At 38.6% G+C, this 17422-nt stretch carries 15 protein-coding genes; 1 reads left to right on the plus strand and 14 read right to left on the minus strand.

From position 1 onward, the window contains the following. Nucleotides 1-42: 42 nt before the first annotated feature. From DHD80_RS18095 to DHD80_RS18155, 14 genes are all read right to left on the minus strand, one after another. Nucleotides 43-1440 carry an alkaline phosphatase PhoX gene (locus tag DHD80_RS18095; RefSeq protein ID WP_251742874.1) on the minus strand — a complete coding sequence of 466 codons (1398 nt, stop codon included), beginning with the start codon at nt 1438-1440 and terminating at the stop codon, nt 43-45. 280 nt (nt 1441-1720) lie between these two features. Beyond that, the gene (locus DHD80_RS18100; RefSeq protein WP_251742875.1) at nt 1721-1867 is read right to left on the minus strand and encodes a hypothetical protein; all 147 of its coding nucleotides are present in this window, start codon (nt 1865-1867) and stop codon (nt 1721-1723) included. Nucleotides 1868-2150: 283 nt separating this feature from the next. Beyond that, nucleotides 2151-2612, minus strand: a complete 462-nt coding sequence (locus tag DHD80_RS18105; RefSeq protein WP_251742876.1) for a PepSY-like domain-containing protein — start codon at nt 2610-2612, stop codon at nt 2151-2153. Nucleotides 2613-2715: 103 nt separating this feature from the next. Beyond that, nucleotides 2716-3369, minus strand: coding sequence for a DedA family protein (locus DHD80_RS18110; protein WP_251742877.1), 654 nt, complete (start codon nt 3367-3369; stop codon nt 2716-2718). 3 nt (nt 3370-3372) lie between these two features. After that, entirely contained in the window at nt 3373-6381 is a 3009-nt protein-coding gene (locus DHD80_RS18115; RefSeq protein WP_251742878.1) for an efflux RND transporter permease subunit, read from the minus strand. After that, nucleotides 6378-7301, minus strand: coding sequence for an HlyD family efflux transporter periplasmic adaptor subunit (locus DHD80_RS18120; protein ID WP_251742879.1), 924 nt, complete (start codon nt 7299-7301; stop codon nt 6378-6380). The genes DHD80_RS18115 and DHD80_RS18120 overlap by 4 nt, the downstream gene beginning before the upstream one ends. Nucleotides 7302-7304: 3 nt before the next feature. Next, entirely contained in the window at nt 7305-8594 is a 1290-nt protein-coding gene (locus DHD80_RS18125; protein ID WP_251742880.1) for a TolC family protein, read from the minus strand. A gap of 544 nt (nt 8595-9138) precedes the next feature. Then, nucleotides 9139-9828, minus strand: coding sequence for a VIT family protein (locus DHD80_RS18130; RefSeq protein WP_251742881.1), 690 nt, complete (start codon nt 9826-9828; stop codon nt 9139-9141). Between the two features lie 91 nt (nt 9829-9919). Then, on the minus strand, nt 9920-12343 hold the full coding sequence (locus DHD80_RS18135) for a TonB-dependent receptor (RefSeq protein WP_251742882.1): 2424 nt from the start codon (nt 12341-12343) through the stop codon (nt 9920-9922). A 71-nt stretch (nt 12344-12414) separates the two neighbouring features. Then, the gene (locus DHD80_RS18140) at nt 12415-13650 is read right to left on the minus strand and encodes a HAMP domain-containing sensor histidine kinase (protein ID WP_251742883.1); all 1236 of its coding nucleotides are present in this window, start codon (nt 13648-13650) and stop codon (nt 12415-12417) included. A gap of 73 nt (nt 13651-13723) precedes the next feature. After that, nucleotides 13724-14398, minus strand: a complete 675-nt coding sequence (locus DHD80_RS18145) for a response regulator transcription factor (RefSeq protein ID WP_251742884.1) — start codon at nt 14396-14398, stop codon at nt 13724-13726. Between the two features lie 310 nt (nt 14399-14708). Then, on the minus strand, nt 14709-15305 hold the full coding sequence (locus tag DHD80_RS18150; RefSeq protein ID WP_347709983.1) for a type ISP restriction/modification enzyme: 597 nt from the start codon (nt 15303-15305) through the stop codon (nt 14709-14711). Nucleotides 15306-15477: 172 nt separating this feature from the next. After that, nucleotides 15478-15648 carry a hypothetical protein gene (locus DHD80_RS20025; protein WP_347709982.1) on the minus strand — a complete coding sequence of 57 codons (171 nt, stop codon included), beginning with the start codon at nt 15646-15648 and terminating at the stop codon, nt 15478-15480. A 305-nt stretch (nt 15649-15953) separates the two neighbouring features. Further along, complete coding sequence (locus DHD80_RS18155) at nt 15954-16403, minus strand: hypothetical protein (protein WP_251742886.1); 450 nt, start codon at nt 16401-16403, stop codon at nt 15954-15956. Nucleotides 16404-16917: 514 nt separating this feature from the next. Between DHD80_RS18155 and DHD80_RS18160 the strand changes: the two genes are divergently transcribed. Further along, on the plus strand, nt 16918-17151 hold the full coding sequence (locus DHD80_RS18160; RefSeq protein WP_251742887.1) for a hypothetical protein: 234 nt from the start codon (nt 16918-16920) through the stop codon (nt 17149-17151). The last annotated feature ends 271 nt before the right edge of the window (nt 17152-17422 follow it).

The following is a 17422-nucleotide window of genomic DNA, read 5'->3' on the forward strand; positions in this document are numbered from 1 at the left end:
ATTAGTATCCATCCCGAAAAATTATATCCTCCTCCTAAATATTTAGGATATAGTTTCCCAAGGTCCTGTAATCGCCAGGGTTTCTCCGTTTTCCTGAATATTCACAAAGAGCGTATTGCCAGATGGCGAAAAAACAATTCCTGCAAATTCAGAGTTGGAACTTTCATTTATAGCAAAAATATTTAAACTCCCATCCTGTTTGATTTGTAGTATTCTATTTCGGTGTCCATTATCTTCACAAACCATTAAATCTCCCCAAGGTGTGATGGTTAGATTGTCACACATATTAAGTACATCCTTATCGTTTGATTCCTTGAAGAGTTCGAGCGTTGCTGGACATGAGTTTTCTCCCTCCCTTCCTTCATCTGGAGATAATCTGTACCTGAAAATTTGCCCGCGTTTTTTATTTCCACCATTAGTGCAGGTAAAATAGAGTTCACCTTCCCCAAACCATATTCCTTCGCCCCTTGCAAATCGGGTTGCTCCATTTTCATAGCCCCTGTATCTTAAATCATCATCTGGTGCCAGCGGATTATCAATGTCTAACCACTCAACTTTCGTTTCTAAATTAATTTCAAATTCTACCTGTTCCCAGTTTCGCGTATCCACTTTAGGTTTACCCTTAATAGAGAGAACCTGAAGTCTGCCACCTTGTGCCAACGCTTCCGGTGTGTTTGGAATAAATCTGTAGAACAGGCCATCTGATCGATCCTCGGTCATATAGACAATACTCGACTTAGGATCTACAGCAACTGCTTCATGATGAAACCTTCCCATTTCCAAAATAGGTGCAGGTTCTGTTAAGCCCATATTATAGGCAGGAACCTCAAAAATAAAACCATGATCTTTTTCTGTTTTATCGCTCATTTTTGTTACATCTTCTTCACAGGTGAGCCAACTACCCCACGGTGTGACTCCACCAGCACAATTGCGGTAAGTTCCCGCCAGGCTCAAATATTGAGATTCTACTTCTTGAGTAGATTCATTATATATAAGGGTGGTCGTGCCACCTAATCCCGGGTTTGTCCTTCTACCTGCGTCGTACAACATGTTCTCATCGATACTATCAAGTAATTCATTATAAGGCCCAAAAGGACTATTTTTATGAGGACGGGGACTGTTTTCGTGATTTCTAACGATCACTACCTTGTTGATGACATCACCCTGAAAAGTTCCCATTCCGTCAGCTCGCCCCGGTACAAAGAAGCCATCGTCCATAATATCACCAGATTTGGAAATTATCTTATAGGAGAAGCCAGGGGGGAGGCCTAAGTAGTTATTAGGATCTGGAGGAATACTATCAAAAGATATATTTTTCTCATTAAGTAAATCCAAACAAGAGCAGCGTGTAAAAATAGCAAAACCGAAAGATGTCAATGTGATATTCTTAATAAAGCTTCTTCGGTTGGGTTTGAAGTCTAATTTTTTAAGTTCTTCCATGATTTTAATTTAGAACTCGTATTTAAATCCGATTAAATGATTCCCTTCAAAGTTAGTATAAGTAAAGATAATCTCCAGAGAGCAACATTTCACGGCTAATTTCAGCATAACGGGCTTCACTGGTTTTGGCGAGGCCATAGGGATCCCAAATCCTAGAGCAATATTATAAATACCAAACAGATAAAAAATAGGAAATACCGATCGGTAGAATTCTTTAGGGTCAAAATGGGAATCTTAGAAAGCAAAGATTAAAACAGAATCTAAAGAAATTCTAAAGGCTTCAGAAATCCTTTTTTAGGATAAATATATTTCTAATATACAGAAAAGTACCTAATGAATGCCCCAATAGCAGGACAGGATCCCCGCGGAAATGGTATAAATCAGGATAAGCATGGATCCACAAAGGCTCAATGCCCCAAAAGCCCATAGGAAGCGAGGATTTTTTCCGCCGTTCTGAATAAAACCACTGGTTAAAACTACTATTAAGATTACTGACAGTCCTGCTCGCAGTGGCGATCGGGTAAGGACTAAAGCAGTTATTGACAAAGCAAGAACATTACTTAACTACAATCCCTCTGTAAACCTTAAAAATGCTGTACAGGAGCAAATTGACTGGACTAGGTCATGGGATAATATTCAATAAAAACACCCGAAAAAGGGCAATTTTCCGGGCGTTCTCAACCTAACTATCCAATATAAAAAACTAACACTTAATCCTTATCTTCATCTTCTTCCAATTCTTTATTCAATACTTTACCATTGGAGTCTATTGTTATCTCCATTTCTTTTTTACCCTTTTCCATTTCAAATTCATATACTTTTCCTTCAGGGGTTTCGGCCATTTCTGCTTCTTCGATTTCATAACCTGGGAAGTTTGTCTTCAATGAAGAAAGAATATTTTGAGGAACATCAGAGATTTTAATTTCGTGTTCGGTTTCCTGCCAGATACCATCTTCCAGAAAATTGGCTGAATACGCTACTTTATTCATTTTAAACTCGGCTTCCCATTCGATATCATTTTCTTTTTCCCAATCTACTTTTTGAACGGTTGGAAATTTTTTTGCGAAAGCGTCCTTGACGGCTTGAGGTACTTGATCCTTGTTTTCGGTTGTAAATGCGACTGTGGTAATAGCAGCAAGTACAAGAGCAATACCCAAAATTGCTTTTTTCATCATTTTATTTTTTAAGATTATAAAGTAAATGTAACCCACCATTCTAAAGATATGTTTAAGTAAATCTTAAGGGAATTTATACAAGAAGGTTAGATCGTGACATTTATGTTTTCTTCCGAAAAAACTGTAAAATAACCGGGATGAGCGACAGGGCCACGATGCCCAGAATAACGTATTCAAAATTGTTTTTTACGAAAGGAAGGTTTCCGAAAAAGTAACCGGTAAGGGTTAAAACCAGTACCCATACACCGCCACCAATGATATTAAACCGAATAAACTTGCCATAATGCATATCACCAATACCTGCTACAAATGGGGCGAAGGTCCTAACAATGGGAACAAACCTTGCAATAATAATGGTTTTGGAACCGTGCTTCTCAAAAAAAGATTTTGTACGATCAATATGCTTTTGACTTACTAGATTTTTTCCACCTATTTTCCAGGCCAATACCTTTAAGCCAATAGTTTTTCCCAAATAATAATTCAAGCTATCGCCTAAAATGGCCGCAGCGGTTAAAGACAAAATAATGATCCAGAGGTTGAGTTGTGCTAAATCGCCAGCCTCGTTTTGTACCCCGGCACAAAAAGTACCCGCGGCAAATAATAAGGAATCACCAGGTAAAAATGGCAAAACCACCAGTCCGGTTTCAACAAAAATGATCAAAAACAAGATGGCATATACCCAGGTCCCATAATCGAGGATCATGGTAAACAAATGGCTGTCCAGATTTAGGAAATAATCTAAAATATTTTGCATTTTTTATTCTTTTATAGTCTTTAATAAAGTCGGCAACACCACGAGCAATAACGGCAGGGCAAAAACTAACCCACCTATAACAGCGATCGCAAGCGGCTGATGCAATTGAGCTCCGGCACCTATTCCCAAAGCAAGTGGGGTAAGGGCCATAATCGCCGCAAATGCGGTCATTAGCTTAGGCCTTAAACGAGCGGCAATAGCATATTCAATTTTTTCTAGATGGCTTAAAGACCCCTCGGTATCCTGATATTGCCTATAGGTAAAAATGGCGTTTTCACCTATAATACCTACAATCATTATTATTCCGGTATAACTGCCCACATTCAGGGCAGTCCCGGTAAGAAACAAGCTCAATAAGCTTCCTGCTACGCCCAATATGGCAATCATAATAATAGCAAAGGCGACTTTAATTTTTCTGAAAAGGAACAGGATCACAATGAATACCAATAAAATGGCTGAAACCAGGATCATCATTAATTCTTTAAAGGCTTGCTGCTGTTCTTGATAAGCTCCTCCATATGCTATGGTATAACCCGCAGGAAGGCTTAAGTTTTTACCTAAAGTGGATTGGATTTCCTTTAACGTTGATCCTAAATCCCGATTATCCAGTCTCGCCGTAATCACCCCCATGGACTTCTGGTTCTCCCTATTGATTTCAGCGACCCCTTTTTCGGTATTAATAGTTGCTACGTTATTGATAGGAACCGAGTTGCCATTAGGTAATAGGATGGAAGTATTCTTCAAATTTTCAATTGATGTCTGGTATGCATCTGGATAAATTAGACGGATGTCAATGATTTGCTCCCTATCTATCACCCTGCTTAAAACAGTCCCTTCAATTTGTGTTTGTAATTGCAATTGAAAGTCAGCCACGGTGAGTCCCAACTGCGCTAATTTTGCTGCATTGGGCTGAATGTTTAAAACAGGGCCGGGCACAATGATCCCGTCATTAACGTCTGCGGTTCCTTTTACATTTTCGATTTGGGAGGCAATTTCCCGGGACAAAGTTTCCAGTTTGTTGACATCATCGCCAAAAACTTTTACTTCAATGGGTTGTACCGAGCTCATCAAATCGCCCAGCATATCGCCTATAACCTGCCCAAAATCAATGGTCAACTGAGGCAGTTTTGCTTCTATTTGGCTCCGAATTTCATCGGAAACTTCGGACGTGGTCGTGTTGCGTTTGTCCTTCAGTTTTATCAAATAATCACCCCGGTTAGGTTCAGTAATAAAAAAGCCAAGTTGTGTACCCAATCTCGCAGAATAGGCTTCTACTTCAGGCTGATTGTCCAGCACATTGTTTACAATTTGCAACATCCTATCGGTCTCTTCAAGTGTAGTGCCCGCCGGACTGTTATAATCCAGAATAATGCTCCCTTCATCCATTTCTGGTAAGAAACCTGAAGGCAGTTTAGAAGGGATTATCACAATGATAACCACACAAATAGCCAGGAAAGCAAACCCGATAATGGGTTTTTCCAAAACCTGATGGATCCATTTGGTTTTAGGTTCCTTCTTCTTCTTCTGTTTTGAGTGCGAATTTTTTCGGCTAAATAAAATGGAAAGTACGGGCACTACAAGCCAGGTCACAAGAAATGAAGCCGCCAGGGCAATCATCATGGTATAAGCCATTACCTGGAAGTACGCCCCGGCCACCCCTGTCATCAGAACAAATGGAATAAATATTACCAGCGTGCTCAATGAGGAGCCTACCATCGCGGGAAATAGATGCTGAATCGCTTCGTGGGCAACCCAACCTTTGTCTTCTTCGGGATGCTCTTCTTTTATTTTATGTATCTGTTCTATGATAATGACCACATCATCTATCATTAAGCCTATAGCGGCGGCAACAGCGCCCAAAGTCATAATGTTGAACGTATAACTGAAGGCTTCCAGAATAATGAGCGTGAGCGAAAGCGAGACCGGAATGGTAAATAGTACGACCAGACTTGCGGAAAAAGAACGGAGAAAAATAATGACCACAACCAATGCGAGCGCCAGCCCAATCCAAAGCACGTCTTTGATGCTGGAAATGCTCGTGTTTACAAAATTAGCCTGTTTATAATAGGGCTTTATAACCACCCCTTTCGGAAGGATATCTGCCAGCTCTTTTACTTTCTGCTCAATGGTATTATTTACATCAATGAGGTTGGCTTCAGGTTGCTTGATTACGGCAATTGTGGGAACATTTTTCCCATTCGCCCGAATTTTCACATATTCTTTTACTTCTGAGACTTTAATAGTTGCCACATCCTTTAATCGAATTAACCGGGTGGGGCTGTTGATAATCGTTAGATCCTCCAATTCTGAAATGTCATCAACCGCATTGTCGGTAAGGGTCAGGTACATCCGGTCATAATCGGTTATATAGCCATTGGATTGTAACAGATTGGCATTGGTCACCGCATTTTGAATAGTGTTGAGGGAAATCCCCAGCGATTTTACAGCGACCGGATTGAGTTCTATTCGATATTCCTTGTCCTTTCCTCCAATAACCACGATATCCGAAACCCCTTGCGTAGCAGCCAGATAAGGCTTAATAGTATATTTTGCGATTTTTTTCAACGCTACCTGCGAAAGCCCATCGCCTTCTACGGAGTAGCCCATAACAGGAAGAATGGACGGGTTCATTTTTTCTACTGAAAAAACGGTATTTGGTAAAATACTTCCCTGCGCCTGGTTGATAAAAGATTCTATCTGTGATTTGGCGGTATTGATATCCATATTCCAATCTAGGAATACCGAAATCTCACAACTGCCCCGGGAGGTTGTACTTCGTATGTATTGCAGCCCTTCGGTACGACGAATGATGTTTTCCAGTGGGATGGTTACCGTGGTCATCATTTTGTCCACAGGTTGCTGCCCGGCATCTGCAATCACTTTTATTTTGGGGAAAGTGATATCAGGAAAAAGCCCGGTTTTTAAATTTTGGTAAGAAAAAAAACCACCTGCCAGCAATAAAATGGCAATGGCCAGAATAGGGTATTTGTATTTAAAGTGCAGGTTCCTCATCGTTGTTGCACTTTTACAAGGGTGGAATCCTGCATCTGGTAAGCTCCTGTGCTAATGACCAGTTCCTTCAGCTTTATATTACCTGATTCAATCTGTACCAGGGAATCGTTTTTTAATCCAGGGGTTACTTTGGTTTTTAATGCCAGGGAATCGTTTACGACCTTCATCACCCAATATTCGGTAAGGAGTTCGTTGGTCTGTAAGGCTTTTTTGGGAATGCTAAGTGAATTAGAACTTTCCTTTTGCACTAATTTTACCTGCACGTTCAGGTTTTCGGGCAGGTCTTCTGCATCGGGCAAATTGATTAGAAATGTTTGCGCCTGGGATACCGCATCTACAGTGGGCAAGATATCGGTTATTTTCGCCTTCAAGGTTTCGCCATTGGGCAATAATACTTCACAGTTGGCGCCCATTTGCACATCGTCTTCGTATTCATAGGGCACATTTACCTGTACTACCAGGGATTTTGGCTGTACCACTGAGGCGATGATATCGCCTTCTGCCACATAATCATTGGTATTAACATTCAGGGATTTTATAACCCCCGTAGCATTACTTCTAATGCTGATTGGGCTGATAAATTTAGCCAGCGAACTGTCAATCTCTACCGCATCGCGCAGGGCATCCTGTTCTTTGGTGCGCACATAGGCGAACACCTGACCTGAATTGATTTTATCCCCAATTTTAAAGCGCATATTTGAAATAAAGCCCGTGACATTCGAACGTATGTCTTCTTTGCGCTGATACACTGTAACCCCATTAAAAGTGAGATATTCTTTAATTCCCTGCCGTGTAACCGGAACAGCCGTTACTTCTATAGCCGCTTTTTTGGTGGATGCAGACGTGGTGGTTTTTTTGCAACCGGACAGCATTACCATAATAAGCAATGTGACGGGAATTAAAATGGAATTTACTTTCATAGGTTACCAGTTTATAAAGTTGTACTGGCTCTGTAAAAGCCACATATTGGTCTGCATTTGCAACTGGGTATAAACATTCTGTTTATAATTCTGGATGACGTTCAGATAATCTACGATAGACACCTGACCCTGTACCAGTTTGCCTTTATAAATTTCAAGAATTTTCTCTTGTTTTTTGAGCTGTTTGTCCAGCAAGATCCTGTTTTCTTTTAATGCCGAAATTTGATTTTGGATACTTTCAAGATTGTTTTCCAGTTGAATTTTTGCATTGTTCCTGTAGAACTGAAGATTTTCCTCCTTGAACTTACTTTGTTGGGCATTGTATTGACGTTGTTTGCCGTTATAAATAGGGATGGTTAAGCGAAAACCCGCGCTCAAGCCTATTCTATGTTCAATATTGGGGATTTCAACGGCATTCAACCCAGTATTGCCATAAGCCGTAAGTTGCGGTTTATAGGCATTTTCAAAAACATCTTCATCAGCTGCGATTTGCAGACTGTCGTTGATAAATTTACGTTCAAAGAAACGTGTGAGTTCTTCCGAAGCTATTTCAGTAAAAATTTTTGGTTCCTCCAGTTTTCCTGTTTCCTGGGCTCTCGTTCCGCTAAGGCTGTGGAGCTGACTAATAGCAATCTGTAAATTGTTTTGGATTTGCTGTAGTTCCAGCTTTTTGCTTTCAATATCAAGTTGCAATAATAAATAATCACTTTCCTGAAGGATCCCCCGTTTTACCAGGAGTTCCAGTACTTCAAGCCGTTTTTCAAGATTCTTTAAAATTTCTTGCGTGAATCCCTCCTGTAATTGAAGCTGATAAGCCATCACATAGGCATCGGTAATATTCTTTGTGAGATTATGAGAAATTTCTTCGGAAGAAAGAATGATAGCATCATTTTTCACCTGGTTCTGAAACAGCAGATTGTCAAGAATGGCTTGATTGAATAAATTTTTGGTAACATTAATTTGAGCAGAATAAAGTCCGCCATTGGTAATGCCCACATCATACCCATAGGCGGTAGGCGAAGGTGTGGTGGTAATATCTATAATACGACCATCGTTGTTAAAGTAAGGAGCAAAAAGAACCTCTGAGGTGGCATTGACCTGAAAAGCATTCTTCTGAGCACGAATGATATCGTCCTGGATTTTACCAATCTGTTTTAAGTTGCCATTTTCCCGCAAATTAGGTGCATTCTGCCTCGCATTTTTCAGAAAAATATCCAGGCCTGGATTGTTCTGAGAAAATGAAAATTGGCAAAAAGAAAATAAACAAATAAGAAATAATCGATTCCTAAACATTGCTTTACGCTAAAATGTATACAAAAGTAGAAGGTAATTCTAAAGAAGGTCTAAAGGATAAATGATATTCAGTTGTGCCTGATAAAGGAAGGATAATGTTCAATACGCTATATGTAAGGATGATCCTTCCTTTCCAGGGCTTATTATCTAGGTTTGCAACCAATCAGTGAAGGCTAACCCACCGGCCGGACAGGCAGGTTCAAATAAAGATTTCTTGCCTAAAAAGTAGTTGTTGCCTATAAGCCCTGAATATTAAAAATGATGATTACTTAAATTTAAAAAAATGTGCTTATCCGTTTAGACACCTGACATAAGTTTTTGTCAACTTAGCGCAGTCGAAAGGTCAAACAAAAACGTCTCGACTTGAGCCTGTATTGAGCGAAGTCGAAATGCTGGACGTGGCAATTTTAGCCATGATTTGCCTATTAGGTACTTTAACGTACAAGCATATAAAAAAAATTACTATTTATAAAGTAAATGTAGGATGCTGTTCTTAAGAAAATCTAAAGTTATCCTAGGCATTTATAAAAGGGCAATGTTTTTTTTACAAAGCATTCACACCAAATAAATATCCAATTAAGGCAGTCATTCCCATGGCAATGGTTCCCCAAACTGTGATTCTTACAACTGCTTTCGCTACACTCGATCCACCGGTTTTTGCAGCTAATGCACCTAGTAAAACAAGAAAAATGATTGCCGAGAAATATTGTAAATATTCCATCTTTTCAAGAGGGGCAAATAGCAGCATCAGTATAGGTAAAAACCCGCCTACTGTAAAGGCACCGCCAGAAGAAAGTGCGGCTTGTAATGGTTTTGCCGTTGTTATCTCGTTGATGCCCAATTCATCCCTTGCGTGTGCTCCCAGAGCATCGTGGGCCGTAAGTTGTACAGCTACTTGTAAAGCCAGATCTTTGCCCACGCCACGATTTTCATATATTTCTGCAAGTTCCTTTAATTCTTTTCCAGGAGTTTCTTCTAGTTCTTTGCGTTCCCTCTCCAAATCGCCTGTTTCAATATCGCTTTGAGAACTTACGGAAACATACTCCCCAGCAGCCATGGAGAATGCTCCGGCTACCAGGGCAGCAACACCTGCAATCACAACAGGTTCTCTTGTAGTGCTAGCCGTAGCGACGCCTATAATTACACTTGCCGTAGAGAGGATACCATCATTTGCACCCAGGACCGCAGCTCTTAACCAGCCACTTCTGCTGCCGTAATGTTGTTCATGTTGCATAATTTTTTAACTTTTATCTTTTCGCCATTAGAATTATAATAGGATAAACTTCAATTTCGTATTTCTAACGAAAACTAAATTATCTATAAACTTAAAATTTATAATTAAAGCCAAGCCTTATAATCTGAGTTTCATAATAATTCTCATAGAGTGCCGTAAAATTTTCTCCAGTTATCCTTTGGCGCATACCAAAACGATTGAACACATCTGTTGCAGATAAGGTAATTTCCCCTTTCTTCTTCCAAATATATTTTTTGAAACCAATATCTATGGAAGATCTGGCAAGTTCTTCCCCTTGTGGGATATTACGTTTCGAATAATAAAGTCCTGTTATCTGTGTTTCCAATTCCCATGGCAGCTGAAATGTATTTGTCATCTTGAAATCCCCAGCAATATCTGTCGATTGTTGTATAACAAAGGGGCGCTCATATGGAAACAATAGAGTTCCCTGATAATCATCAATGCTATTGCGATAGATGTTGAAACTTGACGTAAGTTTCCAATAATCTGCAATATCCTGACTGAACAATACTTCCAGACCGGTATTGGTACTACTCCCGGTATTTTGATAAATCCGGTTTACAATATCATAATCGGAATTGCTGTTATCTATACTGAAAATACGCTGATAGGCACCTTTGATCTCCCGATGGTAAATTGCAGAAAACAGCGAACCCGCACCCCAGGAGTACCGGTGCGCCACTTCCACCGAATTTGTGAACTGTGGCCTCAAATAAGGATTCCCCACCTTCAACAGTTCGGGGTCGTCATATTTGGGGAAAATACGCAATTCCGGTTCTCCCGGCCTATCCACACGGCGGTTGTAGAAAGCTGAAAGTTTGTTTTTGCTATTCAGTTTATAGGTAAACCGGATGCTGGGGAACAATTCAAAATAATTATAGCGATCATTGGTATCGTAATAGGTGTTTTCCGGGTCCAATTCATAGGAAACATCGGTGTGTTCAGCCCTTAAGCCAGCTTCTATATCAAAAAGGTCTTTTTCCAACAGGTAATTTGCATAGGCGGCATACAAATTTTCAGACCATTTTGAAAAATCACCCAAATTGGGATAGATGATGGATTCATTACCCCGCACAACCCTATAATCTACCGGCAGTCTGCGGAAGCGTGTCTTTGCCCCTAATTCAATTCTTCCATTGCTCAAGGCACGGGCATAATCTGTGGAAATACTGGTGGTATGTTCAACAGCCCTAATATTGGTCATGTCACGACCAATGCGCACAGCGGAACTATCATTTAAGAAATAACTTTCATCTTCCAGCCCACGTGTGTATTGAGCATTGGCAGATAGTGAATGTCCTGCCTGTACGAAATTATGCTTATAGGCCACGGCCGCATTTATGTAGCTGGTCACTTCTTCTTCCTTCCATGTGTATAGGCGCTCACGAACTTTATTAATGAAATCAATGAAAGCCACCTGCGAGGTATCAATATGTTTTTCCCTATCAAACATTCCAGAAAAAGTTATAGCGTCATTTTCGCTAATTTCATAATCTATTCCTCCGGTTATTATCGAGCGGAATTGCTTTCGGTTTTCAGGAACCTGGGAGATGATGGTACGACCATCGTTGTAGAAACGGGTGGTAAATTCATTATTGGGCAAAGCTTCCTGAAGGATAAATTCCGTCTGTAAAAAATAATTTAGTTTTCCGGTTCGATAATTAAGGTTTAAACTGGGAATGAGTTTTGGATTGACCGAAAAACTGCCAAAATCGGTTGGGGTATCTTTTTTTCTTTTGGATAAGGCACCCAGGCCAAAAGACAATCCCAGGTCGCCATTAAGTCCTGTTTGTTTTTCTTTTTTGTAGATAATGTTAACGATACCTGCAAAGCCATTGGCATCATATTTTGCCGAGGGATTGTTGATGATTTCAATACGCTCGATATTTGCAGCGGGAATATTGGACAGCCCTTTTTGATTACCAAATCCGGTTAAACTGGATTGCTTTCCATCAATGAGAACTACTACTTTATCGCTACCGCGCAATACTATTTTCCCTTCTTGGTCAAAAGCCACCCCTGGCATTGTTTTCATCGCATCCAATACAGAACCTCCAGACTGAGCTAGATTATCATCAAGACTAAAAGATTTCTTGTCAAGATGAGACGAGATTGTTGCTCGTTCTGCAAGAATGGCCACTTCATCCAATGCTTCTGAGGATGCTTTAAGTTCTATCTTTCCTAAATCAAATATAGGATTGAGGCCACCAGCGGTAATTTTCTTCTCCACTGTTTCGAAACCAATGTAAGATATGATCACCACATAAGTACCCGTAGGCAATTCAATAGTAAAGTGACCGATATCATTAGTTACTGTTCCCGTAACTATTGCCTGTGTAGCAATATCTTTAATCGCTACCGTTACGAATGGCAATGCTTCTTGTGTGGTTTGCTCTATTACCTGGCCTGTAATTATTATTTCCTGGGCCAGGGTAATTTTAAAAAACAATAAAAAGAGAAGAATAAAAGATCTTCTTAGCGTGATTCCCAACATCTAATAAATTTTTCGGGAAAATAGTTGATGGTTCTTAAGGAAATTTAAAGTTTTTGAGCCATCATACAATCTTATTTATTAAAGTCAACGCTGAATATATGTTGTCCTTGGGAAGTAAGCTCGCGCTGGGTTTTGATAGCGGTATCAGTTTCTGTTGAAGTCCTAAAACTATAAGATGGTCCAAACCTGTAATAATCACAAATTTTCTTTACAATAGAAAGACCTAAACCTGTGGAGTCGGCTTTTTTGCTTTCCTTATAGAAACGTTCAAAAATACTTTCCGGTTGTTTTAGCGCTACGTTTCCATCGTTGATTATGCTACAATTATTCCCTTCAATAATGACTTCAACAGCATGGTTGTCTACGTTGTGTTTTACCGCATTAGCTAGAAGGTTATTAAACAGTATGACCGCTAAAGTCTTATCCATTACTACACTTATCTTACTATTTTCAACGAATATAATCCGGGTCTGGATCAATTCCCTAAAATTTTCAATGACCTGTTGAATGATTTCATTGATCGATATCGTTTCTTTTGCGGTAAATTGGTTGTTATCGATTTTGGCCAGCAATATTAACCTTTTGTTGAGTTGTTTCAGCCTTTGGATGTCGCCCTGTAAGGAACTCAATTGTTCATATTGGCTTTCGTTAATCTTTTGGTCATTGATGAGCGTTTCAATTTTCGCCTGCATGATCGCCAGTGGCGTTTGCATTTCATGAGAGACATCTTCTGTAAACTGTCTCAGGTTACGGTAATCTGTTTGGATTTTGGCAGTGAGTGATTCCATCTCGCGGTTGAGTTCGTGGAATTCCAATATTTCAGATTCTTCAAAGTTTAGTGGTTTATCAGCCTTTACAGAAAATTCTTTTAGTTTATTTAAATTGATAAAGAATGGTCGCCACAATTTTTCGTTCCGGGATTTATTCAGATAAAATAGAAAGATAAAACCCAGAAAAATGATGACCATAAAAGTAAAAACGATAGCAAAAAGAATATCTTCAGATTCAATTACCATTGCCCGTACCGTAATTTTATATTGCTGTCCGTTAATGTTTTTGGTTCCGGAGAGTTGCTTAAAAAGTTCTATTTCATCCTGGAGGGGATCATATATGAGGGTGTCAATTAGTTCATTGTCCTGTGGGATTTCTGTTTTTTCAGCCATCATAATGGGAGGGATGCCCACCAGGTCTGGATTCTTTTCCAATAAACGCTCTACGCGATCTTTATTTGAATAAAGTTCTTCTTCTATCTCGTTCTCTAAAAGCGATCTTGTATATAAATAAAGTGCTATACCAGAGAGTATCATGATGATGATACTGGTAATCAAAAAGGTTTTAGAAGCCTTTCTGAGAAGTCTTGTTTTATTTTTAGTTGAATTTTTAATCGGCTATAAATTTATAACCGCTCCCATAAGCAGTCTGTATATATTTTGCACCTTCATTAGTAAGCTTCTTTCTCAGGTTATTGATGTGTACATAAATAAAATCAAAATTATCCAGCAGGTCACTATCATCGCCCCAGAGGTGTTCTGCAATAATGGCCTTTGAAAGCACACGTCCCTGATTGGTTATAAAAAATAATAGTAAATCGTATTCCTTTCGGGTAAGCGCGATAGGCATATCATTTACGTAAGCACTACGTGCTAAAGTATCCAGTTTAATTTCGTGGAAGTAGATACTATCATCGCCTCCAAACTGCCCACGCCTTAGTACAGCTTTAATTCGTGAATTCAATTCTGCCAGATGAAAAGGCTTGGTAATATAATCATCGGCACCCAAATCGAGGCCTTGCAGTTTATCCTCTAAAGAATTGTTTGCAGAAATTATGATAACCCCTGCTTTTTTATGTTGTTGTTTGAGTTTTTTAAGTAAATCAAGCCCGCTACCGGTAATTAAATTTATATCAAGGATCACGATTTCGTAATCATATAGTTCCAGCTTTTCAGAAGCTTCGTGATAATCAGATGCCGTTTCGCATATGTTTGCGTCCTGACTTAAATAGGTCGCGATGGATTTTTGCAAATCCTTTTCATCTTCGGCAATTAGATATTTCATCTTTATAAAGTTAATCCAATAAATCTAGTGTTGGATTCTTAAGTTATTCTAAAGTATAGCTAAAGTAAAAATGAACTTCAATTTGTCTTTAGATTATATTTTTATCGATGCACCTAATTCTATGCTTATGGGTAAAATTACTTTTTTACTCTTTTTAATCATTTCAATTCCAAAAAGTTACAGTCAGTGTACAACTACTCCGACAGTAAATATCAGTGCAAATACGGAAACTATTTGTGAAGGAGAAGAAGTGTTGTTTCAATCCAGCATTACCGGTGGAAATGAATGGGAAGCTTCTTACCAGAAATTTTCAATCTTCATGAATAATTTCAATTTTATCAATCTCCTGCATCAATCTATGAGTTTCAGTTAGGGCGACAATAATTTTCTGGTAATGCAGAATATCTTCAAAACTTAGTTTTCGCCCTTTACGATCTTTTAACCATTTTTGAGCAGGCTGGTAACCGCCTATATAGAATTCCCAGGCTGTTTTGGGAACGTTTTCAAAATATTGGGTATCGTTGATCCAGACCTTGCCGGTTTCTGCAGTAACAGACTGCTTCGTCACTTCACTCCTCGCAGAGACGTTTTGATTGCTGGTCTTGTTCTCCTCGTCAATGGTAACTTGTTTCAGTATCTCTTGCTTTGGTTCATAACCCGGACTTGTCCTGGTGATCTTGCGAGTGATCACATTATCCCCATCTATAGGATAAGAAGTTATAAAATCTTCTACCAGCGGACTTTCCAATAAATGTATACTCCTTAATTCGCCGCCCAGTTTTACCAGTTTCCAGAATTTTTCTGCATCCTCAGGATAAGGCACTCGGGGAAAATCAATTTTTAAAAATTCTTTATAGGTTTCACGATAGGTGGGTGAATGCAGCACCGCGTAGATATAATCCAGCAGGTTGAGAGGCGTAAACCAGGTTTTATACTCCTCCCGTAATTCACGACTTTCTGAAAAACAAACTTCGCCTTCTCACGGTTCTTCAGCTAAAAATTCCAGGTCCAGCCTTTTTTCTAGTTGTTCAACAATTTTCTTATTAAGATTCGGCTTACGATCTGGAGAATCATCAATTTTAGTCTGATCTGTTTTTTCGGGATATATATAGAGGGAAAACCTGATTTTGCTCTTTAGTTTTATTAGAAATTAGACAAGCATCCGCAATATTATTACAAAGAAAAACATGAGTGTATCCAATTTTTGACAATTGCTTTGGTAATAATAATGTTATATTTCTATTCTTCATTTGTTCTAAAACCTGTATTCTTGGCCTATAGGAAGCGGGCAGTGTTATTTCATTAGGAATCTGGTTAGCGTTAAAAACTGCAATACTAACCAGTAGGGTAGGAGTAAGTAGATTTTAGGAAGGTAAAGCTAATAAATAATCTTAAAAATTTTAAGAGTTCAATAGATTAATCTGATTCCGATCAATCAATCGCTTATTTTTAGGACGCGGTATTGTCAACTTAGACCTGGTTTGTTGGGAAAGTTAATTATTTCTTTAAAATTTCACCGCTTATTTGGATACGTGGTTGGCAATTGGCTTTTTTCCTAGAATTTAGTTAGGACTATTCCATTCTGCTCGTTATTGTAATAAATCGTCAATTTGTTGGAATCAATTTTATATTCTTCTGCCAGTCTTATTGAATGAAATAACCTGCCCCATTCAGGTTCATTTATTTCTGTCCAATTGGTATTATCAATGGATAAATTTTTTTTCGAGTCAATCGTAAAATCACCATAAAAAGTGTTCGTAACATTTTTACCCGAAATATTTCCTTTTGAATTATCGGAAAAGATGAAACTTATTGTAATATCACCATTATTAAAGTCAGGCCAAGTATTATCTTCTGTTTTGGTTATTGATGTTGAGTCTTGATAATTTTCAAATGAAATTACTTTCCATTCACCTTCTAATTCATTGTCAATATTTTCTTCTTTTGAACAAGAAATAGATATAAATGTTAGAAAAATTACTCCGATATATTTTAGTACTTTCATATTATTTCTTTCTTACTAGATACGAAAATTTAAAATAAGTTGCGTGAACTTCGTTAAAAGCTTGTTGCCAACGATTATGATCCTCAAATTGCGGAGGTAAGGACGCGGACCTTCTAGGCAATGTGTCTTTTTTTTTCGGTTTATGTAATTTTGTATTGACTATATAAATCAATTGGATTTTATAAAATCAGTAGAGCGAGGATGAAAGTCATTAAGCCTCGTTTTTTTGTGAAATTTCCCCCAATAAAACTCGATTGTACCTACTAAATTCAACTTAAAATAGCCAAAAGCTTTTGTCCACATTGTTTTGTTTTGATTGAAACCTGTAAGCTTGACCACTATTAAAAATTATACTTAACCCCCAAAAACTTTTTGAAAAATATTAGAATATTTTTCTATTTTTAACATAGGAAAACACATTATTTCCTGCTCTGTCAAAGGTTAGATAGGAATCAAACTCGTTCAGGGATACACTGTAGTTATAGACTGTTTAAAATTTAATCAAGAGTTGTATATGATCAAAAGGATCTTATTGGCCTTTACCGCTATCCTTATTCTGGTAGGCTGCTCAAAAGATGATTGTACAAAAACAATCATGACTCCTGAATTCCAGGTTGGAGGGGGGTACTATCCTTCACAAAAGTTAGAGATCCCATGCGACGATCCGGGACCCATTGGAAAAGCTCATGATGATGTTATCTTTTGGCTAATAGATTCTGGACAATTGGCCAATTTGAAGACTTATTAACAGGAAACTGCATACCTGATTGCAAAACATAATGGCTCAATTAAACATTTCTGGTACCACTTCCATTCTAGCCGGCATACTACACAGTTAGATATTCTTAGAGTGACATTTCTCACTTATTTCAACGCATGTCACTTGTTAATTCATGTAAAACACCGGGATCTGCCGTCAATGATATTAAGAATATTTAAATGCATGAAAAGCTCTATCCCGTTGAAAAAGCTTTTGGTGTTGATTTTGTCCACAGCTTAAAGGCACGGCGAAAAGAGGA

Source organism: Gramella sp. AN32 (assembly GCF_023718305.1).
GTDB lineage: Bacteria > Bacteroidota > Bacteroidia > Flavobacteriales > Flavobacteriaceae > Christiangramia > Christiangramia antarctica.

Coding starts and splice junctions, on each gene's coding strand:
- DHD80_RS18145 (WP_251742884.1), bottom strand. CDS start 14,398: ATGAAATATCTAATTGCCGAAGATGAAAAGGATTTGCAAAAATCCATC.
- DHD80_RS18135 (WP_251742882.1), bottom strand. CDS start 12,343: ATGTTGGGAATCACGCTAAGAAGATCTTTTATTCTTCTCTTTTTATTG.
- DHD80_RS18095 (WP_251742874.1), bottom strand. CDS start 1,440: ATGGAAGAACTTAAAAAATTAGACTTCAAACCCAACCGAAGAAGCTTT.
- DHD80_RS18115 (WP_251742878.1), bottom strand. CDS start 6,381: ATGAGGAACCTGCACTTTAAATACAAATACCCTATTCTGGCCATTGCC.
- DHD80_RS18100 (WP_251742875.1), bottom strand. CDS start 1,867: ATGGGCTTTTGGGGCATTGAGCCTTTGTGGATCCATGCTTATCCTGAT.
- DHD80_RS18160 (WP_251742887.1), top strand. CDS start 16,918: ATGATCAAAAGGATCTTATTGGCCTTTACCGCTATCCTTATTCTGGTA.
- DHD80_RS18105 (WP_251742876.1), bottom strand. CDS start 2,612: ATGAAAAAAGCAATTTTGGGTATTGCTCTTGTACTTGCTGCTATTACC.
- DHD80_RS18110 (WP_251742877.1), bottom strand. CDS start 3,369: ATGCAAAATATTTTAGATTATTTCCTAAATCTGGACAGCCATTTGTTT.
- DHD80_RS20025 (WP_347709982.1), bottom strand. CDS start 15,648: ATGAAGAATAGAAATATAACATTATTATTACCAAAGCAATTGTCAAAA.
- DHD80_RS18125 (WP_251742880.1), bottom strand. CDS start 8,594: ATGTTTAGGAATCGATTATTTCTTATTTGTTTATTTTCTTTTTGCCAA.
- DHD80_RS18155 (WP_251742886.1), bottom strand. CDS start 16,403: ATGAAAGTACTAAAATATATCGGAGTAATTTTTCTAACATTTATATCT.
- DHD80_RS18140 (WP_251742883.1), bottom strand. CDS start 13,650: ATGATACTCTCTGGTATAGCACTTTATTTATATACAAGATCGCTTTTA.
- DHD80_RS18120 (WP_251742879.1), bottom strand. CDS start 7,301: ATGAAAGTAAATTCCATTTTAATTCCCGTCACATTGCTTATTATGGTA.
- DHD80_RS18130 (WP_251742881.1), bottom strand. CDS start 9,828: ATGCAACATGAACAACATTACGGCAGCAGAAGTGGCTGGTTAAGAGCT.